The organism is Siphonobacter sp. SORGH_AS_0500 (genome assembly GCF_002838835.1).
Classification (GTDB): domain Bacteria; phylum Bacteroidota; class Bacteroidia; order Cytophagales; family Spirosomataceae; genus Siphonobacter.
This window is the reverse complement of sequence record NZ_NHPP01000010.1, coordinates 148,569-173,417: the sequence shown is the minus strand read 5'-3', so window position 1 is coordinate 173,417 and position 24,849 is coordinate 148,569. Positions and strand designations below refer to the sequence as shown.

The window sequence follows — 24,849 nt, the reverse complement described above, 5'->3', positions numbered from 1 at the left end:
ATCAGGCAATAAATCTAATCACAAAGTTCTTAAGACTGGGTAATACTCTTCATTCGTTCCCACAAAGCAAGTTTCTGAGCGTGCTCTTTGCGGCTACCTTTGTACCACAAATAGGCAATCAGAGCTACTAACAAATAGGGCATAACCAGTAAGTATAGAATACCGGTATTGAGTCCAGAACCATTTAAGTAATGTCCATCGCTGTAGGTACTTTCCACAGAAGCCCGGCACATGGCACATTGAGCAAAGCTCATCGTAGAACTCCAAAGGAGCAATACAAAAGCGGCAATGAGTTTTTTCATGAGTGGTAATAAGGACTAATCATTAAATAAGCAATGACACCAGTTACTGACACATATAACCATAAAGGATACGTAACCTTCACGATACGTTTATGCCGTGGGATCTGATTACTCCAGGCATAGTATACTGCTAATAAAACGAACGGCACAACTACCACTGATAGTACAATATGCGTCACTAAAATAGTATAGTAAAAGCCGCGAATAAACGCCCCTTCACCACCAAACTTTGTTGATTCGGTGGTCAGGTGATACAGTACATAACTAACCAGAAACAACGATCCCAGCACAAAAGCCGCCTGCATACTTCTACGGTGCCCGGCAATGTTTCCCTTTTTAATAAAGATGTAACCTGCCAGTAATAGAATTGAAGTGGTGGTATTAATAGCCGCGTTTAAATGGGGTAATATCTTGGTCCACTCTCCTAAGTTTACTTTAGGTACACGAGGGTTCAGTAAAACGGCCACCGCAATAGGAATCGCAAAGGATAAAATGCGAATCCACATCAGATAGCTCTTCTGCTTTTCTTGGGGTATAATTAACTGACTCATTTTGATTCTCGTTTTTTGTAAATATCCTGCAATACCCGTATTTCCAGAATCAGACGATCCACTTCTTCTTTATCTTCTGCGTCGTAATAACCTCGGATCACGCCTTCCTTATCCACTAAAACCAACTTACTGTCGTGCGTGAAAGTTTCATTCGAGCCCGTTTTTGGAGCATCATCCTGAACGGCCAGTTTGTAGCCTTTTATCGCTAGCTGGTAGATCTGGGATTTATCTCCTGTCAGAAATACCCATTTATTAGTTTCCGCATCATAACGTTTGGCATAGGCTTTCAACACCGACGGTGTATCATGAACGGGATCAATAGAATGCGAAACAAGCAATACTTCGGGATAATTCAGAAATACATCCTGAATCCGATTCAATTGACTCGACATTTTAGGGCAAATCGTTGGGCAACGGCTAAAGAAAAAATCTGCTACTACAATTTTTCCTTTAATCAGGTTTCTATCAACGGCTACACTATCCTGATTCCATAAATGAAAATCTGGAATGGTATGGAAAAGTGTATCCTGTTCAGGCTCCCACCATTCGCGGTCAGGACCATTTTTTACAATTGTTACCTGATTCGTCACTGAATCACGCAGGGGGAAGTAACGGGGTAAAGTATAATGATTTACGCCCCCAAAACGAATCCACAAAAAAAACAAAACCGGAATCACCAACATGAGAGTCAGGATTCCGGCTTTTTTAAAATTCCACATAACTAGCTCTCTTAATATGCACAAAAGTACATATTAATGTTATTAGTAAGTAGATATAAAACCACCTTCTAGTAAAAGAGCCAGCACTAACCATGCAATAAATACGATGGGAACCAAGATGGTCCAGAAAAGACCTTTTGTTTCCTGCGACAAGTGCATGAAGTCGCCCATGATGTAAGCCGCTTTAATAAGCGTCATACCTACGAAGATGGCTACCTTCAAAATGTGATAGTGGTGAGGTAGCGAGAATGCTACCACGAATTCCAGTACAGTAATGATTAATAAAATCCAAAAGGTTTTCCAGATGGCTTTGGTCTGAGGCTTAGCAACCATCTTACCGTCCTTCTCGATAAACTCGTTATATTCAGATGCCATGACGACTTATGCTTTTCAATTAAACCAGATAGAAGAATGTAAATACGAAGACCCAAACCAAGTCTACAAAGTGCCAGTAAAGACCTACTTTTTCAACCATTTCATAATGTCCACGACGCTCGTATAATCCCATACAAACGTTGAAGAAGATGATGATGTTCAGGATAACTCCAGACGTTACGTGCGTTCCGTGGAAACCTGTAATGAAGAAGAAGAAATCAGCAAATGGCTGAGGACCGTATTGGTTGACGTGTAAATTAGCTCCAAATACTTCTTTAGTTACCTGTACTCCGTTGATGATGTCGGTTACAATGGTTGGCTTGTCTGTTCCGGTAATAAAGTGACCCCACTCCCAAGCCTGAGAACCTAAGAAAGTAATACCACCTAAAATCGTCCAAAGCATCCATTTCTCTACATCTGCTTTGTCTTTGCGGTGTCCTGCTTCAACCGCCAATACCATCGTTACAGAACTGAAGATCAGAATGAACGTCATGATACCTACGAAAACCAGGGGTAACTGATAACCGTGGAAGAAGGGTACTGCCTCAAATACTTTTTCAGGAACAGGCCAGTATTCCGTAGAAAAAACGAAATCTTTTGGCTCTCCCTCGAATGCAGGGTGACTATAACGGACTAAGCCGTAAGCAATGAGTAATCCAGAGAATGTAAATGCATCCGATACAAGGAAGATCCACATCATCAATTTACCATAGCTGGCCTTCATTGGTTCAGCACCACCCAGCCATAGTTGTTTCGGTTCAGCAGCAGCGTGTGTTGCCATGTACGCTAATTCGGTTTACAGTTAATAATTTCGTTTTTTCGCTCCGTTGAGAGACGTTTGGTGAATAAATCACCGAGGCGTTTGTTCTACCGGAAATTCAAAAGGAAGACAAACAGGTATAGCCACAATCCATCCAGAAAATGCCAATACATGGCAGCCATCTCGATACGGTTTCTATTTTTAGAATGAATCTTCATTTGCCAGGCCGACACAAAAGAGACGATCAAAACAATCAAGCCACTGATGACGTGCAAACCGTGAATGAAAATTAAAACATCAAAAAAAGAAACTGCTGGATTGCCGACGAGGAATAGCTTCTGGCTTACCAATTCATAAAATCCCTGAACCTGTAAGTAAAGAAAGACCAAGCCGAGTGCAAAAGTAATCGAAATCGCTGTTTTCAGAGGACCAAATTGGTCTTTTTTTGCAGCACGTACTGATAAATGCATAAAAATGCTACTAATCAGCAATACCCCTGTGCTATACCAGAAAATCATGGGGATTTCAAACTCTAACCAGTTTCCTTCTGCCCGGCGAACCAGATACGCACTCGTCCAACCAGCAAAAGACATGGTAATACTGGCAATAGCCAGCCAAAGCATAAATTTTTTCGGATTAAACGAAAACGTAGGTTTCGCTTCTTCCGTAAAGTTTTTTACCGATGTTACTTCCGTATTCATAACTACAGTGATTACTCCCGTGGGAATTAAATGAGTTTACGCTTTATCTAACAAAAACACGATCTGAAGGATCGGCAGATAGGATATAGAAACAAAGAATAATCGACGGGCGGCGGCATCATTCACAACCCGGAATAAGTAAATGCCATGAGCCAGGAAGAGCAGACCTCCAATCGTTGCCAGAATGGCCGAGGTAATGCCTGTAATTCCCAATTCATAAGGTATCCAGCCTAAGGGTAACAGGAAAAGGGTATACCCAATAATGGCCTTCGCCGTCTTGCGATCTTTACTTCCGTTGTAAGGTAATAATTGAATGCCCGCTTGCTTATAGTCGCTATCAATCATCCAGGCCAAAGCCCAAAAGTGAGGAAATTGCCAGAAAAACTGAATTGCAAATAATACACCCGGTTCCCAGCCAAACGCATTGGTAGCTGCTACCCATCCAATCATAGGGGGAAAAGCTCCCGGAAAGGCTCCCGCAAAAACAGCAATCGCTCCCGACCGCTTAAGAGGCGTATAGACAAATCCGTATAGTACTACCGAAAGCAGAGCTACAACAGCCGAGCGGAAATTAAAGAAGTGGACAAACAGAAAAAGACTGATTACCGTTAAAATCAGGCAGAACACAGTCGCTTCAGTAACCGTCAACCGATTGGATGGTAAGGGACGATTCCGCGTCCGTTTCATCATATAATCAGTATCTTTCTCGTAAATCTGATTGATTATATTGGAAGCTCCCGTAATGAGGAAACCAGCAATCGTGATGAGGATCAGATTAAACCAGTTAATCTCTTTGACTGCCAGATAATACCCAAAAGTTCCTGATAAGGCTACGTAACTACTTAAGCGGTGCTTGAGTAACTCGAAGTAAGCCTTGGCTTTTTCCTGCCAGGTAAGATCCAGTACGCTCGTTTTAATTTCGGACATTGCTCGTATGTAAGGGCGTTGCGAATGCTTCCGCGTCTACCCTATTAATTCTACCGAAAACGTTCTCGGCATTCAATAATAAAAAGGCTACAAACTGTACGCCTAACATGATAATCGACAGCGTCAAATGTACCGGCTGTAAGTACGCAGGAATGGAAAAATACGCCATGATTACGCCCGTGAGGATTTCTACCCCTACCAGAGTTAGCATCGCTTTTCCGTACGATCGCAGTAGGCCATTGTGACTCGTATTCTTCATTAACGAACGAATGAACCAAATATGAAAACCAAATACGATTAGAGAAAAAGAGCGGTGTACATAAAACCAAAGTCCTGATTGGCTGGCTTGTTCAATCCACTGATCGCGGTTATCATAACCAATTCTGAATATTACTTCATCAATGGCTTCACGTACCTGCGTACCCAGCAGGATTTGAACCACTGATAAAATAATAGCCGTCGCTAATATAAAATTCAGCTTAGGCTTATGAGTTACTTTTTCAACTTCACTAACCTCAGAATAAGCTCGGGCAACAGCATAAATCAATACGAAAACTATGATGATGGCTACCAGCATGTGCAGGGTTACCATCAAAGGTTTCAGCTCAGTTGATACCACTTTTGCTCCCAACCAGCCTTGAAAACCCATTAATAGAAAAGAGAGGAAAGACAGCCCTACTATCGTCTTGTCACGTTTCCAGTATTTAAGAGAGGCAATAAAGGTAGCAAAAACAAATATTCCCGCTAATACTCCTACCAGTCGGTTTACGTATTCAGTCCATGTTTTTACTGGATTGAAAAGAACTTCACCTTTGAGTTTTGCTCCGAAAATTTCCTGATAATTGGCGGGTAATTGGGATATATCAGTGGGAGGAACCCAGCTACCAAAACAGCGGGGCCAGTCAGGACAACCCATTCCTGCACCTGTACTACGTACCACGCCTCCGGCTACAACAACCAGATAAACGACAATAATGGTAGCAATACCTAACTTTCTGTAATTCATACTGCCCTTCGTTACTTGCCTACAAAGATACTACTGAATTTTCTTCAACGATAAAAAGATTTCAATCTAATCTTTAAGTATTTGCTTAAAATTCAACCTTTCCTTTTGCCAGGCTCACAAAAAAACGGAACCCCGTAAGGTTCCGTTTTTGAAAGTTAGAATCGCTTCTGGCTTAGTGTCCACCAGACTTAGCTGAAACTTCTTTTTGATAAGGGTGTAACTCCTCAATTGTTTTCTCGAGAGCAATTTGCTCATTTTCTTCAGGAAGGTTAGACTCTGGCGTAGCAGAGAAAGGAACCGTCTGAGGAATGAAGTCTTCTACTGCTCCTGGTTTCGAGAAGTCATAAGGCCAACGGTATACCGCAGGAATAGGACCTTCCCAGTTGCCGTGACCTACTACTACTGGTGTAGTCCACTCCAGTGTAGTGGAACGCCATGGGTTTTGAACCGACTTCTTACCTTTAAAAATTGAGTAGAAGAAGTTAAAGGCGAAAATACCCTGAGCTGCAAACGTTATGATCGCCGCAACGCTGATGAACTGGTTCAAGTCAGCGAAAGAGTTCGTCATATCGTACGTAGAGAATGAGTAGTAACGACGTGGGAAACCAGCGATACCAATGTAGTGCATGGGGAAGAATACACAGAATACACCAATGAATGACAGCCAGAAGTGAATATAACCTAAGGTGTTATTCATCATGCGACCGTACATTTTGGGGAACCAGTGGTAAACCCCTGCCATCAGACCGAAGAATGAAGCAGAACCCATTACCAAGTGGAAGTGAGCTACTACGAAATAGGTATCGTGTAACTGGATATCCAAAGCAGCATTACCCAGAATGATACCCGTTACCCCACCAGCGATGAACAGAGACACCAGACCGATAGAGAACAACATCGCAGGCGTAAAGACGATGTTCCCTCTCCAGAGCGTGGTAATGTAGTTAAAGCCTTTTACTGCTGAAGGTACGGCAATAATCAGCGTTAAGAACATGAACACAGAACCTAAGAAGGGGTTCATACCTGTTACGAACATGTGGTGAGCCCAAACGATGAACGCTAACAGCGTAATACCTAACATCGAACCAATCATGGCACGGTAACCGAAAATAGGTTTACGTGCGTTGGTAGCGATAACTTCTGAAGTAATACCTAAAGCAGGTAATAATACGATGTATACCTCAGGGTGACCTAAGAACCAGAATAAGTGCTGGAATAAGATCGCAGAACCACCTTGTTGGGGAAGAGCTTCTCCACCAATGTAGATTTCAGAAATATAGAAGCTCGTTCCAAAGTTACGATCAAAGATCAGTAACAAAGCTGCTGATAACAGTACAGGGAATGAAAGAATACCTAATACTGCTGTCAGGAAAAATGACCAGATGGTCAGAGGTAATTTGCTGAATGAAAGACCACGAGTACGTAAGTTGATAATCGTCGTTACGTAGTTAAGTCCACCCATCAACTGAGAGACAATGAATAGAGCCATTGCAACCAGCCATAGCGACATACCCATTCCTGAACCATTCGATGCGGTTGGAATAGCAGATAAGGGAGGATAAATTACCCAACCGCCCGCTGCTGGACCTGTAGAAATGAACAGAGAGCTTAACATGATGATACTAGCCACTAAGAAGAACCAGTATGAAAGCATGTTTAAGAAGCCCGATGCCATATCACGAGCACCAATTTGTAGAGGAATCAAGAAGTTAGAGAACGTACCGCTCAAACCGGCTGTCAATACAAAGAATACCATGATGGTACCGTGCATCGTAACCAGAGCTAGGTAGAACTCAGATTCTAATTTTCCTTCTGGATTGATCCACTCGCCTAATAGCCAGCGAAGTCCGTCCAGCTTCATGTCAGGGAAACCTAACTGAAGACGGAATAAGATAGAAAGCAAACCACCAATGAAAGCCCAGATAATACCCGTAATCAGGTATTGCTTAGCAATCATTTTATGATCTTCAGAAAAAACGTATTTCTGAATAAAATTTTGCTCGTGATGCTCATGCTCGTGCTCGTGTGCATCATGAGCGTCGTGAGTCAGTGCAGCCGTTGCCATATCGCGTTATGATTTAAAGATACAAGATTAACGAAGTGAAGCAGTAGCAGCGGATGCTGACGCAGTGCTATCAGCGGGAGCTTCTCCTTCAGCAGGAGCTTCTTCCGATCCAGATTCTGTATACTTCATCGCTTTAGCTTTTAAACGAGCAGGTACACGATCTAAATAACTAGCATTGGTAGCCAAGAAAGATTTCTGAGTCTTCAACCAAGCCTGAAAGTCTTCTTCTTCCAATACAACTACGTTCATCTTCATAGAAAAGTGCCCCTGACCACAAATTTCAGTACAGTTCAAACGGTACTCAAATTTAGGATCATTGGTTTCAGCTTTCATTTCGTCCGTTGACTTAGTAGCCTTGAACCAGAATTTGGTAGGCATACCAGGAACGGCATCCATTTTCACGCGTAAGTGAGGTAAAAACACACTGTGCAATACATCACGAGCACGGATTTTCAAAAGAACGGGAACACCTTTAGGAATGTAAAGCGTATTGCTGATTACGTCATCGAATGAGTTCTCGTCCGTCATATCGATACCTACTTCATTAGTAGCGTCAATTAACTTGTAATTGTAACTACCTAACTTGTTGTTATCGACACCGGGATAACGAGCAATCCAGTTAAACTGTTTACCCGTCACTTCAATTACATAAGCATCTGCGGGTGCTTCGCTAGTGATATCACGCCATACTCTCCAACCCATGAACACCATGATTGCCATTACAATAGCAGGAACTACGGTCCAAGCTAATTCAAGGCGGTGGTTAACAGGATAAAACGTAGCTCTACGTTTCGGATCGTATTGATACTTGAACGCAAATACGAATAATAAAATACTAGTCAGGAAGAAGGCAGTTGTAACAATTGCCATAAACCACCAGAACATCGTATCGGTATGCACGCCGTGCTCCGAAGAAGGAGAAGGCAGGAATTTAGGAGCCGCCTCAACGAAAGACCAAACTCCGGCAGCACTTCCAAGCAGGAATACAATTGGCAATAATGCCGCATTGATTTTGTTTGCCATACCAGGGGTATTCGCGTCCTGAGCAGAAGCGAATCCTTTGGTAAACACGGACATTCTATTCAGTACTACCAGAGTTAGTACCAAAAGAACCGCCGCCAGCAAACCAACGATATAAACCATGACAATCTTTGTTTTTAATACTTTCTATTTCAAAACAGCTCTACGAATACTAGACTAAATATCGTGATGAACAGCTTCTTCTAACATCGGGTGGTTTTTAGCCACTAACGAAAGCTTCGTTAATTGGTTGTTGATCACAAAACCAAAAGCAGAAGCAAAGAAAAGAGTCGTTCCCCATTCGATCAAACCAATTCCACCGTGTTCACCCATAATACCTGGCATCATCATCTGATAGAAATCAAAATAGTGAGCCACCAGGATTGCACAAGCTCCAACTTTCAGGAAGGTAAAGTTACGTTTAGCATCACGAGTCATGAACCATAAGAATGGAGCCAAGAAGCCCATAATTAAGTTGATGAAGAAAGGAGCTTTGTAGATTCCACCGTATCCGCTGAAACGCTCACGGAAATAGATCGTTTCTTCAGGCATATTTGCATAGTAGATCAACAGAAATTGAGCGAACCATACATAAGTCCAGAAGATAGAGAAGGCAAACATAAATTTACCTAAATCGTGTAAGTGGTTCTCATTTACACTACGCAGGTATCCTTTTTCTTTCAGGAAAATAACTGTCAGAGTGATAACAGCATAGCCTGATACGTGCCATGAAGCAAAGTGGTACCAACCAAACATCGTTGAGAACCAGTGCGTATCAATCGACATAGCCCAGTCCCAAGCACAGGTAGAAGAAGTAACGGCAAATACTAAAACGAAAGCCCGTGAAAGGTTTTTCATTTTGTACCACCACTCGGTTCCACCGATCTCATCTTCCTGCTTCGAAAGGTTCCGCAGGAATACCCAAAGGCCATACCATAAACCAATGTAAAGTACCGTTCTAATAACAAAGAACGCGTTATTCAAATACCAGCTCTTGCCAGCAATGATTTTATCGTAATGATCGCTTTCAGGATCCATTACTCCTTCATGACGCCAGTGGAACAATTCCTGTCCAAAAGCAAAATAAAGAATTAACAGTACTGCTCCTGAAAAAGGTAAGAATGCTGGGAAAGCTTCAGGGATACGTTTGATGATCGAAGACCATCCCGCCCACGAAAGGTACTGAATCGCAATGAAGAACATTCCGATTACTGAAATACCTGTAAAAAACTCAGCGTTCATCCAAAGGTTAGCTACTACACGTTTCGCCCAAACGGGTAAACCATGATGAGCTTCATGACCATGAGCGGCGTGTTCTGCGTGCTCGTGGGCATGTTCGATTCCGATTCCAAGACCTTTCGATACTAAAAACGCACCAATCAAAAGAGTAGCCAGACCTGCCAGCATACCGATAATCAGCTTCCGTTTCGAGGAGGAGGTAAAGTCATACCATTCTTCCATCTCCGCTGGATCAAAATGGTGATTGTGCTCTGCCATTATACTTACGTTATTCGTTATCAGTTATTCGCCAATCGTTGACACAATTAACAACTAACTCTCTTGATTGATTAGGGTTCTTGCTGAAGTTTGTGAACATATTGAACGATCTTCCAGCGATCTTCAGGAGAAACCTGAGAACCGTGAGGCCACATCCGTCCTTTTCCGTAGGTAATTACGTGGTAGATATGTCCGTCATTCAAATCTTTCAATGCATCACTAGAGTAAACCGGTACCCCACCATATTTCTTACCTACAGGGCCATCTCCTTTACCGCTTCCGCCGTGGCAATGCAGGCAGTAACGACCGTAAAGTAACTCACCCTGTTTGGTCACTTTCTCATCAGTTGGGAAAGGATTAGTTAGTGCAGTTTCAGCGACAGCCAAGTCATTTGGACCAATGTTACGGGCAATCATGTCCATTTTTTCCAATTTGGAAATAACTGAATCTCCATCTGTACTAGCAAAGTACTGACGAGGAATCGTGCCTTTTACCGGAACACGCATGTTCAAATTTCCTTTACCCGTTGCACTGTTAATAGGGTTAGCGTCAATTTGAGACAGGGGCTCGTATCCTACTGGATAGTACATGTTAGGAGCAAACTCCCATGCCTGATGCTGAGGATCACGTTTCAGGGACGCTAGCCCAACCACCACGAGGGAGGCTGCAATCCACACAAACGGTAGGTATTTTTTCATTGTACAATCAGTTGATAATTACTGATAGAAACACAGAGGTAGTTCTATCTGATTTTTAAGCTTCTTCTTCAATTACTTCTTTCACATTCACCTCGATTGCTCCTGTATCACGAAGAGCTTTCTCGATTTCTGCTTCTGATTTCTGGTTAGAAGCGGTGTCAATAGCCATTACGAATTTATCGTCCGTACTACGCAGATCGAAAATAACCGCTTTGTTACCCCACCATAAACCATTTGTAATAAAGAAGCTAAATACCATTCCGAATGCAGTAAACAATACTGTAAACTCAAACATCGGAGGGATGAAATCAGGGAAGGCATAAAAGTCCTTACCACCAATATTCATAGGCCAGTCGATTGCCATGGTGTATAGTGTGAATACAAACATGGTTAGCAAACCTAAGCAGCCGAACATAAAAGCTGCCATAGGAATACGAGTACGGGGATGCCCAATGGCTTTATCTAAACCGTGAACGGGGAAGGGCGTGTATACATCGTGGATTTTGATGCCGCTGGAACGAACTGCTTTTACAGCAGCCATTACTTCATCATCATCATCGTACACCCCTACTAAAAATCTTTTGTTAGTATCCATAATACGGATTGTATGCTTTATCCTATTAATGAGGTTATTCGGTCACGTGTTCGCCTGGTTTCTTCGTGTTTGGTTTCACTTTGTAAGGGAAACGTTCCGAAGAACTCTTCATTACTCCTTTTACTTCCGCCATGTTAATTACGGGTAAGTACTTAGCGAAAAGCAGGAACAGGAAGAAGAATAAACCGAATGTGAATACGTAGTCACCAATATCGATGATTGTTGGAGAGAACATAGCCCAGCTTGAAGGCAGGTAATCACGGTGCAGAGAGGTTACGATAATTACGAAACGCTCGAACCACATACCGATGTTTACTACTACAGACAGAGCAAAAGTCCAGGTAATACTACGACGGATGCTACGAACCCAGAAGAACTGAGGAGTGATTACGTTACAGCTCATCATCGCCCAATATGCCCACCAGTAAGGACCGAAGGCACGGTTAATGAAGGCATAACTTTCGTATTCTACGCCCGAGTAAGCGGCAATGAAGAACTCAGTAATATAAGCAATACCTACAATCGATCCCGTCACGGTGATGATTTTGTTCATCGTTTCGATGTGCTCGATCGTGATGTAATCCTGTAACTTAAAGGTCCAGCGAATAATCAACAGCAGGTTGTTTACCATGGCGAAGCCAGAGAAAATTGCCCCTGCAACGAAGTAAGGAGGGAAGATCGTTGTGTGCCAGCCTGGAATAACAGACGTAGCAAAGTCAAACGATACAATCGTATGTACAGAAAGTACCAGAGGAGTAGAAATACCAGCCAGGATCAACGATACGTATTCGTAACGGAACCAAGTTTTAGTATTACCGTTCCAACCCATGGAGAGTAATCCGTAGATGTACTTGGATACTTTGTTTTTCGCACGGTCGCGAATCGTAGCAAGGTCAGGAATCAGACCTACGTACCAGAACAAACAAGATACTGAGAAGTACGTAGAAATAGCGAATACGTCCCATACCAGTGGAGAGTTAAAGTTAACCCAGATTGAGCCGTAGGTATTAGGGAAAGGAATACACCAGTAAGCTAACCACGCACGACCTGCGTGCATTAAGATAAAGCTAGCTGCACAGATAACCGCGAAAATTGTCATTGCTTCCGCAGCACGGTTAACTGAAGTCCGCCACTTCTGACGGAATAAAAGTAAGATTGCTGAAATCAGCGTTCCGGCGTGACCGATACCTACCCACCATACGAAGTTGGTAATATCCCAGGCCCAACCTACCGTTTTATTTAATCCCCAGTTTCCTAAACCGTCCCACCAGGTCCAGAATACTGAAGCAGTTCCCAGAAGCAGTACGATAGTAGAAATGCCGAAAACGATTTTCCACGAAGCAGTAGGCTTGCCTTCTACCTGCCGACATACGTCCTCGGTAATATCGTGGTAGGATTTCCCACCAGTCACCAAAGGAGGCCTTACAACAGCACTAACGTGTGACATATTTCTAAATTTTCAGAGTTCGAATGAATACTGAGTCCAGAACAAGTCTGAACTCAGTGTTTACTTACTTATACGTGTGACTTAGGATGCTTGTGTTCGTTCTCTTTATGCTTTTCCTCTTTGTGAGGAGCTTGCGAGTCCGCTTCATCCTTATTCCGAATCTTCGTCAGGTAGCTGATCTGTGGCAACACGTTAATCTCTTCAAGCATGTGGAAGGCACGACCTTGTTGTTCCACTGCCAGAATTTGTGAGATTTCGCTTTCTGGGTTGTTCATATCACCGAAGATAATCGCACCCGTAGAGCAGGATTGCGAACAAGCTACCTGTACTTCGTTAGCATAAGGTCTGCGACGTTCTTTTTTCGCAGCCAGTTTTGTCGCCTGAATACGTTGAACGCAGAATGAACATTTCTCCATTACCCCACGGCTACGTACAGTAACTTCAGGGTTGATGACCATTTTACCCAGATCATTGTTGTAGTGATAAGGGAAGCGATCTTCATCAAAATATTTGAACCAGTTAAAACGACGTACCTTGTAAGGACAGTTGTTCGCACAGTAACGAGTACCAATACAACGGTTATACGTCATCTGGTTAAGACCTTCATTACTATGCGTCGTTGCTAATACTGGACATACCGTTTCGCAGGGAGCATTCGAGCAATGCTGGCAAAGCATAGGCTGGAATACTACCTCTGGGTTATCAGAAGCAATTTCAAGCGTTTCTAATTCCTGGAATACGCTTTCTCCTTCTTTAGGCTGTACTGAAGAATAGTAGCGGTCAATGCGAATCCAGTGCATTTCACGACGCATCACTACTTCTTTACGTCCTACTACAGGAACGTTGTTTTCAGCCTGGCAGCTCACTACGCAAGAACCACAACCTGTACAAAGGTTCAGGTCAATGACCATTCCCCAGCTGTGATTTTTCTTTTCGTGACCATTCCAGAGCGTGATGTCCGTAGCATCTTTTGCTCCTTCAGAAGTCTGAATTTTAGGAATGAAGCGGCCAGCCTGTACGTTTTCCTGGTATTTCGCCAGAATCGTTTCTTGTAACACAGACTCACGAGCCATTACGGTGTTGTGAGTTTGAGTCTGACCGATACCCCACTTATATTGGCTACCGGTTGGCGTTACTTTAATTTCAGCACCAACTGATTTAATCCAAGGGAATACGTTCTTACCTACGCCATCTGCTGCTTTACCTGCTTTCGAACGACCGTAACCGATAGCAACCGATACGGTGTCGTTAGTTTGGCCAGGTTGAATCAGAACGGGAAGTTCAATAGCTTCTTTACCAGCGATTTCCAGTTTCACCATGTCATTCTGGTGAACGCCCAATTTCTTCGCAGTAGCCTGAGAAATAGCTGCGTAGTTGTCCCACGTAGCTTTTGAAATCGGATCTGGGAATTCTTGTAACCAAGGGTTATTAGCCTGAGAACCAGTACCCATACCTACTTTTTCGTAAGGTACGAATTCAAGTACGGTAGACGAAGCTTTATAGGTACCACTGATTTTACCTAAAGCTGTAATCAGATCGCCTGTTACTGCGGGAGCAGCTCCTACCGTCCCTTTAGCAGGCTCAAATACGCCTTCGTAAACAGCTTTGTTCCAGGCTTCTTTGCTAGCTGTTTTCAGGATATTCGTGGCCCAGTTCTGAGTCAGGAATTCGTAGTAATCAGCATTTTGTCCAGCCCATGTCAATAAGCTTGCCTGAGCCTGACGCGTATTGAAAATTGTTGAGATCGTAGGCTGTACAATAGAATAGAACCCTGGTTTAGGTTCTGCATCACCCCATGATTCTAAGTAGTGAGAATCAGGAGCAATGAATTGACATAGAGAAGCCGTTTCATCCGCACGATCAGAGAACGATACGCTTAGTTTCGTACGAGCAAGGGCGTCAGCGATTTCTTTACCACGAGGGCTATCGTAAACAGGGTTAGCTCCGTAGAACAGAACCGCGTCAACACGACCGCCTTTCAGGTCATTTACAAATCCGTCAAAAGCCGCGTCATTACCTTGTTTGTAGTTACTTGTACCAGCAATTGTTGTACCGTAGTTACCTAAGATACGGTTGATTTCTGCTACAACTACCTGTACGTTAGGATCATTCGAACCAGAAACTACCAGTGTAGTTCCGGGAGCAGCTGCTTTCAGATCGCGTGCTGCTTTTTCAAGGAATTCAACTTTAACGTCAGCCGTACTTGAAGAACCACCCACCAGGCGAAGTAACGTAGACGCTACCAAGCCGGACTGAGAAGGCTTCAAACGACCCCGGTAATCCGCATTAGCACCCGTCAATGTCATCAGCGTGCTGAAGTCATAGTGACGAGACATTTGCTTATTACCACCTTTTGCCGAAGATAACTTACGACCAGCAGCCCACTGCTTCGAGAATTCGTCAGGAGCAATCCAGGTACCTAAGAAATCGGCATCAAGGCTTACAATAACTTTAGCTTTACTGAAATCAAATGCAGGTAGTTGTCCACCATGTACTTGGGTTAAGCCGTAAGCAGAACTGGCGTCGTAAGCTACATGAACCGTAGAAGGGTATTTCGCTTTGAATGCTTCGATAACCGCTTTCGTCGTAGGGCTCAAAATCGTACCAGAGACGATGCGAATATTCTGAGCAGAAGCTAATCCAGCGGCTACTTCTTTATCTAAAGCAGTCCACTCAATTTTCTTGCCCCCTTTTTGAGGATCACGCAGTTTTTCGTTGTCGTATAAGCTCAGCACTGAAGCATGTACGCGAGTACCTACGCCACCCTGAGAAATACTTGACTGAGGATTACCCTCAATTTTAATAGGCCGACCTTCGCGGGTTTTTACCAAAATGGAGCAGTACTCACCCCCATCAGTAAAAGTTGATGCGTACCAGTTAGCAATCCCTGGTTCAACATCAACGGGTTTGTTTAAGTAAGGAATAACTTTCCGTACAGGAGCTTCGCAGGCAGCTAAAGAAACAGCTGCTACACCAAAGCCCAGCATTTTAAGGAAGTCACGACGGTAGGTTCCACCTCCGTCGGTAATATCAGATGAATCGGCAAATTCGCGATGAGCATTCTTTACGAACTCAGGATCGTTTCGTAACTCCTCTATTCCTCGCCAGTATCGCTTCGTAGTATTTTCCATTCTATTAGAAAAACTCGTGTTGGGGAAAGGCGGCTCTTTATCAGAGCCGCCCTATTATATTAATAGTGACACTTAGAGCATTCCAGCCCACCGATGTCAGCCACTTTCATGTCTTTAACACCGTCTTTTTTGTGTATCTCAACCAGTTTGTCATAGTAATGGTTGTCTTTAGAGTTCACGCTAGTCTTACGGTGGCAATCAATACACCAGCCCATGGTCAGCGTAGAGCGTTGTTCGATTACTTCCATTTTCTCTACTTCGCCGTGGCATTGCTGGCATTGCAGACCGCCTACGTTTACGTGCTGAGAGTGATTGAAGTAAGCCAGATCAGGTAAGTTGTGAACGCGAATCCACTCGATAGGTTGATCTTTCTCGATAGCTCTGTAAATTTTCTGAATTTCAGGGGAAGATCCTTTGATTGCATTATGGCAGTTCATACAGATGTTAGGCGAAGGAATATTCGCTTGCTTGCCTTTGTTAACACCCGTATGGCAATAGTTACAGTCAATTTTGTATTCACCTGCGTGCAGCTTGTGTGAGAACGCGATGGGTTGCTTAGGAGCAAAACCCTGGTGAATACCAATTCCGTACATACCATCTACAGTAGCTTTACCCGCCAATAGGACGAATAATAATAAAGCACCTGTACGGAACGCAGGACTGTTACCTAGTTTGCCAGTACTTTCTTTCAAACGAGCAAAGAAGGGAATCTTCTGAGCTTCGGGGGAAGAGGGATCAACTGTCGCTAAACGATTTAGAACCGTCAGGATGCCAAACAGAGCAACCAGCATCAGAATCATTACTACCAGCAGAGCTACTAAAACAATACCGAAGAAACCAGATGATTGTTCACCGTCGCCTTGAGCAGCACCACCGCCGCCGCCAGCTACTGCTGTACCTGCTGCTGGAGCAGCTGGAGCTGAATTCTTTTCTTTAACGTAAGCTAAAATGCTTTTGATGTCGTCGTCGGAAAGGCTTCCGAAGGCGGTCATCATAATAGGCTTATACTGATCGTACAGTTTAGTAGCTGCTTCGTCACCGCTAGCTACCATGCCGGCTGGGTTTTTAATCCATTTGATTAACCAGGCTTCGTCATGACGCTTGTCAACGTCTTTTAAACCGGGGCCGATCAGCTTTTGCTCTCCTACATTGTGACAGGAAGCACAGTTGTTGGTGAAGAGCTGTTCGCCTTTTGCGGGATCCTGTGCAAAGCCGGACGTGCTACTCCACAACGTCAGAACGATAGCCGTTGCGGTCCCGAAGAAGTAGCTAAGTGCTCGTTTGATCATAATAATACTTTTCAACTTTTATTTTCAGTACGGGATGCCCGTATAGACCCATTCCGGGCTCACAAAACTACAATCGGATCGTTGTTCTTCAAACTCAGGATTTTTCCGAAATGCCAAAACTAGATGAAAAATATCTATTTAAATTTATTCTAAATAAGTACGCAAACTTTTGTTAGGCTGATCAGCGATTTAGAAGCCCCTTCTCCTATTAATTCAATCTTCTTTTTACTGAAAAATGATTAATGTTCTAATAATCAATAACTTCTAACAAATTTTCAAAGTATTGCACAATAAAATCTACAAATAAAACAAAAAGCTCCTACCCTCTTGGGTAGGAGCTTTTTGTTTTATTATTCAATTATCAAGACTTACAATCGGGGCAGGTGCCCTGCACAAGAAGATTGATTTCCTGTCGTTTATATCCTTCGGGTAGAGCTAGGCTGGGTATCTTCACGTGATCCAGACAAGTAGTCTGACCACAAGACAAGCACTTAAAATGCACATGATCGTGATGATGGGTGTGATCTTCCGACTGACAGGCATCTTTGCACATGGCGTACTTCACAGTTCCTTCGTCATCCAGAACTTTATGAATAATGCCTTTATCCAGAAAGGTTTTTAGGGTTCGATAAATCGTTACCCGATCGAAACGCTCCTGTAGCTCACTTTCCAGCCCCCCATGCGAGAGGGCAAAGCTTTTATTATAAAATAAGTCAAGCACTTCTTCCCGGGCTTCGGTATGCCGCAGATTATGTTGCTTTAACGTAGCAGGCACGAGCTTGTTCATGGGTATTAGTATAGTTAGGCTGGCAAAACTCCGTGGGAAGCTGGAAGCCAAGTTATTCCATTTTCAGGGCATTTTCAAATTGTAACTTCACGAGCCCACTGTATAAACCATCTTCGAGTAAAGACAATTCCTCGTGCGTTCCTCTTTCGATGATTTCTCCCTGCTGAAGTACATAAATCTGATCAACATTACGAATTGTGGCCAGACGGTGAGCAATAATAATCGTAGTCCGATTTTCCATTAAGCCATCCAGGGCTTCCTGGACGAGTTTTTCTGATTCCGCATCCAGTGAAGACGTCGCTTCATCCAAAATTAAAATAGCGGGATCTTTCAGAATCGCCCGGGCAATGGCAATGCGTTGCCGCTGACCACCCGAAAGTTTAACCCCCCGTTCGCCGACAATGGTATTGAATCCTTCGGGAAAAGAGGTAATAAAATCATAGGCATTGGCTTTACGGGCCGCTTCTACGATTTCCTGGTCCGTAGCTCCAGGACGACCGTATTCTATATTTTCGCGAATGGTACCCCCAAATAGCATCACTTCCTGCGGCACAACGGCCATGTGGCTGCGGTAATCAGTGATTGAGTAATGATCAATCGGCTGTCCATCCACTAAGATATGTCCCTGCTGGCTCCGGTAATACCGCATTAATAATTGCACTATAGTCGACTTACCGGCTCCTGAATAACCCACTAAAGCAATTTTCTCGCCTTTCTGAACGTGGAGGTTAATATTTTTCAATACCTGAATATCGGGGCGGGAAGGGTAACTAAAGCCTACATTCTTAAATTCAATACTGCCGTCCAGAGTAGGTTTGCGAATCAGATTGGTTTGATCAAGTTCAACTTCTGAAGATTCTTCCAGAATTTCCAGAATACGCTCGGAAGCACCAATGGTTTTCTGCACCTGAGCATACATATCACCTAAACCACCCACTGACCCACCGATGAAGGCAGTGTATAATACGAAGCCAAAAAGATCGGCCATGATCATTTCACCGTTTAATACTAGTGTTGCTCCGTACCAAACTACGCCAATGATGCCGCCGAAGAGAGCAAAAATGATGAAGGAAACAAAGCCACCTCTGTACATGGAAGCTTTCAAGGCGGTGTTAACTACCCGATTCAAAGCCGTCGTATAACGGGTTACTTCCAGTTTTTCATTAGTGAATGCTTTTACTATATTAATAGACTGAAGCGTTTCTTCCACAATAATATTAGCCGAAGCCAGTTCGTCCTGGGCCTGCTTAGACATCGTGCGAATGAACTTCCCAAACACCATCGCGGCTACTACCAGCACTGGAAAAGTGGCCAGCATGAATAAGGTAAGTTTCCAGGAAATCGTCAGAATCACTACGATTCCAATCACCAGGGTTGCCACGCCCCGTAATAACTCTGCCAGGGTGATGGTTAACACATCCTGTAACTGAGTAACGTCGGAAGTCATACGACTCATCAACTCTCCTACTCTGCGTTGCTCGAAGAACCGAATGGGTAAGGTTACAATCTTTGTGTATAAACTCTTGCGAACGTCGGCCATTGACCGCTCACTCACCCGCGTGAAGTAATAAATCCGGGCAAAAGAGAAAATCGCCTGTCCTACCAATACTGCAAATAAGGCAATGAGTACCTGATTGAGTGAGAACTGTGATTTCTTTTCCAGTACTGCCACAATTTCCCGAATCAATAAGGGAAAAGACATCATGGTTAACTGAGAAAGAGCCAGAAAGACCAAACCGATCAGAAAAAGCCCACGATAAGGTTTAACGAACCGAAAAATATGTAATGCTTTATTAAGCCCCGCCCGACTGACTTTCTTTTTGTCTTCGGGAGATGGTTCCTGACCAAAGGAGCTTTGACGTTTAGCCATAAATGCGTTTTACGTTTTGAGTTCGGGGTTTTGCGTTCATTCATCCGTCACTTAACCCCAATCTTTCTACTTATTAGTGGCAAAGCGGAGCATGTTTTCCAAAACTGCAATGGGTGCTTTACCCGTCCGCTGGTCCCAGGCGGCCCAATCAGCCAGCAAGGGGCGGCGGCCCTGAACCTGGGCATATAGCCGCTCTGCTAAATCCGTAATGTTTTCTTTGGGAATCCAGTAATCTTTTTCGGCATTATCTGAAGGGTTAAGGCCAAACTGAGGTTGTTCAGAAAGATACCAGGCTAATTCAGAATAAAGCTTTTTGACTAGTGACTCTTCGTAACCCTTCTGGATGAGAGCGGCGATAAACGTTTGCTCATCCATGGAAGGACGTTCCGAGATGAGTTTTTTCAGACGGCCTTCCCGCATGGACTCTCCCTGAGAGAGCGTCACAATCAGAAAAATAATTCCGCCCAAACCTAATAATACGACAAATGCAAAAGCAAAAAGTAAAAACATGAGAAGGAGCCGCAGACGTTTGAGTCCTGAGCTTTAAGTGAAAAAAGTCATTTATTGTTCCGCCTGCCCCCGATATTTAGAAGATTCGAGAATCTGTCGGGCATCCTGATTTTTCATCAATTCCTGGAGACTAACATTCGGGTTATTCATTTCATAATACCGAACGATCTGCCAACCCAGCCAGCGACCAATACTGCCCGGACAACGAGGGCCAATCTCCGGTGTTTGGGGACGATCACCGAGGTACTTTATCCGCTTGTTAGGATTGGTTTCATAGAGAAGTTTATTATCTATGAAATGCCCCCACACTAAATCCTGGGCGATTTTCGTTTCCGCTAACTGCCGGCCCGTGTAGCCAATTAGCAAACTATCGGGCGTTTGAGGTAACATGGTTTGAGCAAAAACGTAACCTTTGCCGTAGTTGATCATCTCGGATAGCATGGTCTGGTCTTGTGGATTGTTTTTGGCATATTGCTCAGACAAGACGAAGAGAATCTGAGGTACCAGAGCTTTGGGATTATACCGCCACATCTGATAGCCATACACGTCAGGCCGAAACTTAGCTTTCGAACCGAGAAAATAATCCAGACCAATAATGATTACACTATCGCTAACGATTAGATCAGAGCCCAGAAAACCAGAAAATGCCAGCTGAATGCGGGGTACTTTGAAACTGGAATCATAAGCTTTCATATTTTTGAAGGCCGTAGTAAGTTCCGAGCGTAGCGTGTCAAAGTTACCGAAGCTGGCTTGCGTTTGTTTATAAAATTCCCGAAGGCTGGGCTCGTTGACTCTCCGGTACAATTCTGTTAGCAGTTGCGTTGAGTCCTGGAGTCCATTTTTCAGGAAATAATTGTTGACAAACGCCGCGTGCGAATCAACCCAGAGCTTGAATTGCTGAGGCGTAGTACTAGCAAAAAGCGAAGAATCCAGCCGTTCGATGGACAACTGAATTTGAATAGCATCAGCTCCGGGCAGGCTTTTTACCGTATATTGATCGGAATCCTTTGTTTGATCGCAGGCTACCAAACCACCCAAGATTCCAGCTAAAAAGCTGATAATCAAAATTTTTCTCATGAAAACGTTCTTCAAAAAATCGTGCAAAATTAGTCAAAAAAATGGCCTGTTGGGGCTTTTCTTTATTCTTTCGTTTTCAGCCTCTGCTCAATACCGAAAAGTGCAAGAAACGTATCCTACCACCAGGGGCATGGTTCGCTATCGGCCCGTGGGGGTACAAATGGGTTTTAAATTATCGCCTTTTATTAGTGGCAACCGCCTGGAAAGCCGGGGGAATTATAACTCCTTCGATAATAACGGAGCGGTAGTGCGAATGAGTCTCGGACCCATTGCGGATATTTTCTTTTCTGAAAAATATGCCTTCAGTACGGGCTTGTGGTACACCGTAAAGGGCGTTCATGTAAGAAATTCAACCTCGTTCCTGCAGGACTTAACCCCTCCCGGCACGGCGACGTCTTCCTTATATAACCTCCAGTATCTGCAAATTCCTTTGACTTTTAAATTATTAACTAACGAAGTAGCCGATCGGCTGCGGCTGTTTATGCAGTTTGGTGGGGTAGCGGATATCAAGCTGGCCGAAAAAGCCATTAATGCTCCTATTAATGCTCTCTATATTTATAATGAATCGAAGAACAGAAGCCGGGCTTTTGGATTCGGAGATTTTAACTTGCTGCTAGCCGGCGGCGGAGAATATGCCTTATCCGGAAGTGATGCCCTGGTTTTCGGGATAAGCTACCAACGAGGTCTGATTAACATTTACCGAGACAATGATTTATCCATTAAGAATAACTGCTTCTTTCTGGATTTAGCGTATAAGTTTTAAACCGTTGTCTGTTTTCAGTTTGCCGTTGTCAATTTTTGCCACTAGGGGACTCTCTTAAACAGCCTCACCCTACTTCAGGGAACATTAGAGAAAGAGCTTCCCCGGATTTCATCCGGGGCTATTCATATTCAACCCCGCTAGGGTTGTTGTTAACATTATTAAAATAGGTTTACTAAAAATAACCCTGGAAGGGTTAAATACGGATAGCCCCGGATGAAATCCGGGGACACGGTTGGTATTTGAGACCCTTTCATACCTGAAGGTCATCATCAACGTCTGTTATTCAGAGCAAAGCGAAGGATCTTATGACCTTTTTCGAGCTGGTTGGGCCATTCGGTAACTTGGCTAAATTAGCTCCGCCCATTCCACCCAAGGTCTCTCGCTACGTTCGAGAGGTCAGTTAAGGGTTAATCATTGGTGCGAGATTCCATCTCGTTCCTACGATCAGACAGGTTCTACTCGCCATTCTCACAAGCCTGTCACAGCCCTAGCAAAGTAGAGGCCCACATTCCAATTCGCATGCAGGTCTTCGATTAGAAATTTCAGACAGCTTTTAAGAGAAAAAGACACCAAGCGTACGCCTGAGTTGAGCTCTGTAATGACTTAAACTGAAAACAGTAAACCGACAACTGAAAACTAATCAGAATTCAATCCGAAAACCTACGCCGTGTACACTTACGAGGCGTAGGTTTTTATCTTGACTAAGGTATTTGCGAAGGCGGCTGATGAAGACATCCAGACTCCTTCCTAAAAAGTAATCGCTCTTCCCCCAAAGTCTGCTTAAGATTTCTTCACGGGGAATGATTTCGTTGGGCCGCTCGGCCAGCATTTTTAGTAGATCCGCTTCCCGGGCAGTTAGGTTAATAAAACTGGCCCCGTAAATAAGTCGCTGGTTTTTTAAGTCCAGTTGATACGCTCCCAACGTTAAGCCCTGATTAGTCACTGCTTTAGCATCCATTCGTCGAAGAATAGCCTCAATGCGAAGGGTTAATTCCTCCATACTAAAAGGCTTGGTCAGGTAATCGTCGCCCCCCAGTTTAAAGCCCCGAATGCGATCTTCCGGTAAAGATTTTGCCGTCAGAAAAATAACAGGAACTTGGCTGCCGGTCGAACGAATTTTTTCGGCTAAAGCAAAACCGTCCATTTCCGGTAACATCACATCCAGCAAACAGACATCGTAGGGTTCCTGCGAAAAAGCTTCCCAGCCCCGTTTGCCGTCTTTTTGTAAATGTACTTCGTACCCTTCCTGAAGCAGATTATCCGCCACGACAAAGCCGAGCGTTTCATCGTCTTCAACCAGCAAGATTTTAATCATACGTTTCTTTTAATTCAAGACAGGATAAATCAAGGTAAAGCAACTGCCCTGCCCTTCCACACTTTCCATGGCAACCTGCCCACCCATGGCTTCGGTTATGGTTTTTACGTAGTATAACCCTAATCCAAAGCCCTTCACGTTATGCACATTACCCGTAGGAACGCGGAAAAACTTATGGAAAATGCGGGATTGATGTTCCTTCGAAATTCCAATACCCCAATCCTGAATATCTATCCTCACCCGCTGCTTAATTACCTCCGTACGAATGCTTATTTCAGGATGCTGACTGGAATACTTAATAGCGTTATCCAGCAAATTATACAAAGCATTCGTCAGGTGCATGAGATCGGCCTGAATAATCGAGGGCTGAGCTTTTAGCTCCAGGGTAATGTGAATATGTTCTTCCTGAATGCGGGGTTGAAAGCGATCGACTAAATCTTTAATGACTTCGTGAATATCCAGATTTTCTAACTGTAGTTTTTGCTGATTGCTTTGAGCCGTTTGTAGTACTGTATCTACCTGTTGCTTCAGCCGTAATGCCTCTTTGCGAATGATACCCGCATAACTGGCCAGCCGTTCAGAGGATTGATTGGGTTTACTTAATACATCCGTCGAAATAAGAATCGTCGATAGAGGGGTTTTAAATTCATGCGTCAGGTTATTCACAAAATCGGTTTGTAACTCCGACAATCGTTTCTGTTTAAAAATGACGTATAAAGCGTAACTAAAAAAAAGGATAACCAATAGAATTCCTACCGAAGAAATGGTCCATGATTTAAGCTGATCAAAAACATAATTACGCTTTTCGGGAAAATAGACCCCAAAGTAATAATTCTGTCCGGCCACTTTAGGAAAAGACGTTTTAATGGCCTTCTGGTCATCGCAGTTAGCGGTATGGCAGACAAAACCGCCGTATTGAATCTGATGCTGCTCGCAATCGTAAATCCCGTATTCAAAATTAGCTTTAAGGTCATGCCGGGAAAACTCCTGTTTCAGAAAAACCTCCAGAGCAGACGGATCCATCTGATCATTAATCTGAACGGTATAATAATTGGCCGATACCCGTTCGACGGGTCTTAAAGGTAAGCTATTGGGGCGATTATTATAGTCGATCATTCGCCGGCAAACGATCCGTAGAGCAGAGGTAACTCGCTGATCAAAATCACGGTCTTCCAGTTGATAGGCCTGTCGGAACCAGTAAAATTGCACCAGAGCTAACCCCAGCAACAGCAGGACGGATAATACCGTAAAAATGCGAAGTGTACGACTGGACATGTAACAAAAATAGCAGTTGTGCTGAAAGCCTGCCTGTTATTAACATTTCATTAACTCATAAAAATCAGACAGCTACCAATTTGGAAATAAAGAAAAAGTGCGATCTTTGTCCCCGCAATGCAAAATTTCGCCCTAGCATACCGTCAAGAGATGAGCTTACGTCAAAACC

General features: G+C 43.7%; 23 protein-coding genes. 1 reads left to right on the top strand and 22 read right to left on the bottom strand.

The genetic code is table 11. From position 1 onward, the window contains the following. Positions 1–29: 29 nt before the first annotated feature. From BWI96_RS13940 to BWI96_RS13845, 20 genes are all read right to left on the bottom strand, one after another. Entirely contained in the window at positions 30–302 is a 273-nt protein-coding gene (locus BWI96_RS13940; RefSeq protein WP_106637224.1) for a hypothetical protein, read from the bottom strand. Beyond that, positions 299–853 carry a DUF420 domain-containing protein gene (locus BWI96_RS13935; protein ID WP_106637223.1) on the bottom strand — a complete coding sequence of 185 codons (555 nt, stop codon included), beginning with the start codon at positions 851–853 and terminating at the stop codon, positions 299–301. Before BWI96_RS13935 ends, BWI96_RS13940 begins: the two co-directional genes overlap by 4 nt. Next, positions 850–1,572: an SCO family protein gene (locus tag BWI96_RS13930; protein ID WP_106637222.1), complete on the bottom strand. Its 723-nt coding sequence runs from the start codon at positions 1,570–1,572 to the stop codon at positions 850–852. Before BWI96_RS13930 ends, BWI96_RS13935 begins: the two co-directional genes overlap by 4 nt. Before the next feature lie 42 nt (positions 1,573–1,614). Next, the gene (locus BWI96_RS13925; RefSeq protein ID WP_198555262.1) at positions 1,615–1,947 is read right to left on the bottom strand and encodes a cytochrome C oxidase subunit IV family protein; all 333 of its coding nucleotides are present in this window, start codon (positions 1,945–1,947) and stop codon (positions 1,615–1,617) included. Between the two features lie 19 nt (positions 1,948–1,966). Continuing rightward, the gene (locus BWI96_RS13920; RefSeq protein WP_232793732.1) at positions 1,967–2,728 is read right to left on the bottom strand and encodes a cytochrome c oxidase subunit 3; all 762 of its coding nucleotides are present in this window, start codon (positions 2,726–2,728) and stop codon (positions 1,967–1,969) included. Between the two features lie 86 nt (positions 2,729–2,814). Next, positions 2,815–3,408 (bottom strand): cytochrome c oxidase subunit 3, encoded by a 594-nt coding sequence (locus BWI96_RS13915; protein ID WP_106637221.1) that lies wholly within the window; start codon positions 3,406–3,408, stop codon positions 2,815–2,817. Positions 3,409–3,444: 36 nt separating this feature from the next. Then, a complete protein-coding gene (cyoE, locus tag BWI96_RS13910) occupies positions 3,445–4,335 on the bottom strand; it encodes a heme o synthase (RefSeq protein ID WP_106637220.1) in 891 nt (296 codons plus the stop codon). After that, positions 4,322–5,341, bottom strand: coding sequence for a heme A synthase (locus tag BWI96_RS13905; RefSeq protein ID WP_106637219.1), 1,020 nt, complete (start codon positions 5,339–5,341; stop codon positions 4,322–4,324). The genes cyoE and BWI96_RS13905 overlap by 14 nt, the downstream gene beginning before the upstream one ends. Positions 5,342–5,513: 172 nt before the next feature. Beyond that, positions 5,514–7,406 carry a cbb3-type cytochrome c oxidase subunit I gene (locus BWI96_RS13900; RefSeq protein WP_106637218.1) on the bottom strand — a complete coding sequence of 631 codons (1,893 nt, stop codon included), beginning with the start codon at positions 7,404–7,406 and terminating at the stop codon, positions 5,514–5,516. A gap of 27 nt (positions 7,407–7,433) precedes the next feature. Beyond that, positions 7,434–8,549, bottom strand: coding sequence for a cytochrome c oxidase subunit II (locus BWI96_RS13895; RefSeq protein ID WP_106637217.1), 1,116 nt, complete (start codon positions 8,547–8,549; stop codon positions 7,434–7,436). Between the two features lie 54 nt (positions 8,550–8,603). Continuing rightward, positions 8,604–9,923, bottom strand: coding sequence for a quinol:cytochrome C oxidoreductase (locus BWI96_RS13890; protein ID WP_106637216.1), 1,320 nt, complete (start codon positions 9,921–9,923; stop codon positions 8,604–8,606). Positions 9,924–9,994: 71 nt separating this feature from the next. Continuing rightward, entirely contained in the window at positions 9,995–10,621 is a 627-nt protein-coding gene (locus tag BWI96_RS13885; RefSeq protein WP_106637215.1) for a cytochrome c, read from the bottom strand. A 55-nt stretch (positions 10,622–10,676) separates the two neighbouring features. Beyond that, positions 10,677–11,216, bottom strand: a complete 540-nt coding sequence (locus BWI96_RS13880; RefSeq protein ID WP_106637214.1) for a DUF3341 domain-containing protein — start codon at positions 11,214–11,216, stop codon at positions 10,677–10,679. A 34-nt stretch (positions 11,217–11,250) separates the two neighbouring features. Beyond that, a complete protein-coding gene (nrfD, locus tag BWI96_RS13875; RefSeq protein ID WP_106637213.1) occupies positions 11,251–12,663 on the bottom strand; it encodes an NrfD/PsrC family molybdoenzyme membrane anchor subunit in 1,413 nt (470 codons plus the stop codon). 68 nt (positions 12,664–12,731) lie between these two features. Continuing rightward, positions 12,732–15,794, bottom strand: coding sequence for a TAT-variant-translocated molybdopterin oxidoreductase (locus BWI96_RS13870; RefSeq protein WP_106637212.1), 3,063 nt, complete (start codon positions 15,792–15,794; stop codon positions 12,732–12,734). Positions 15,795–15,853: 59 nt separating this feature from the next. Then, positions 15,854–17,083 (bottom strand): cytochrome c3 family protein, encoded by a 1,230-nt coding sequence (locus tag BWI96_RS13865; RefSeq protein WP_106637211.1) that lies wholly within the window; start codon positions 17,081–17,083, stop codon positions 15,854–15,856. A 361-nt stretch (positions 17,084–17,444) separates the two neighbouring features. After that, the gene (locus BWI96_RS13860; protein ID WP_106637210.1) at positions 17,445–17,870 is read right to left on the bottom strand and encodes a Fur family transcriptional regulator; all 426 of its coding nucleotides are present in this window, start codon (positions 17,868–17,870) and stop codon (positions 17,445–17,447) included. A 52-nt stretch (positions 17,871–17,922) separates the two neighbouring features. Further along, on the bottom strand, positions 17,923–19,740 hold the full coding sequence (locus BWI96_RS13855) for an ABC transporter ATP-binding protein (RefSeq protein ID WP_106637209.1): 1,818 nt from the start codon (positions 19,738–19,740) through the stop codon (positions 17,923–17,925). A gap of 66 nt (positions 19,741–19,806) precedes the next feature. Beyond that, complete coding sequence (locus BWI96_RS13850; protein ID WP_106637208.1) at positions 19,807–20,250, bottom strand: hypothetical protein; 444 nt, start codon at positions 20,248–20,250, stop codon at positions 19,807–19,809. 51 nt (positions 20,251–20,301) lie between these two features. Then, positions 20,302–21,327 (bottom strand): gliding motility protein, encoded by a 1,026-nt coding sequence (locus tag BWI96_RS13845; RefSeq protein WP_106637207.1) that lies wholly within the window; start codon positions 21,325–21,327, stop codon positions 20,302–20,304. Between BWI96_RS13845 and BWI96_RS13840 the strand changes: the two genes are divergently transcribed. Then, entirely contained in the window at positions 21,326–22,090 is a 765-nt protein-coding gene (locus BWI96_RS13840; RefSeq protein WP_106637206.1) for a porin family protein, read from the top strand. The two genes, BWI96_RS13845 and BWI96_RS13840, sit on opposite strands and share 2 nt — an antisense overlap. Positions 22,091–22,730: 640 nt before the next feature. On the opposite strand, the gene BWI96_RS13835 is transcribed toward BWI96_RS13840, so the two are convergent. After that, positions 22,731–23,405, bottom strand: a complete 675-nt coding sequence (locus tag BWI96_RS13835; RefSeq protein ID WP_106637205.1) for a response regulator transcription factor — start codon at positions 23,403–23,405, stop codon at positions 22,731–22,733. A gap of 9 nt (positions 23,406–23,414) precedes the next feature. Beyond that, the gene (locus BWI96_RS13830) at positions 23,415–24,680 is read right to left on the bottom strand and encodes a sensor histidine kinase KdpD (RefSeq protein ID WP_106637204.1); all 1,266 of its coding nucleotides are present in this window, start codon (positions 24,678–24,680) and stop codon (positions 23,415–23,417) included. Between the last annotated feature and the right edge of the window lie 169 nt (positions 24,681–24,849).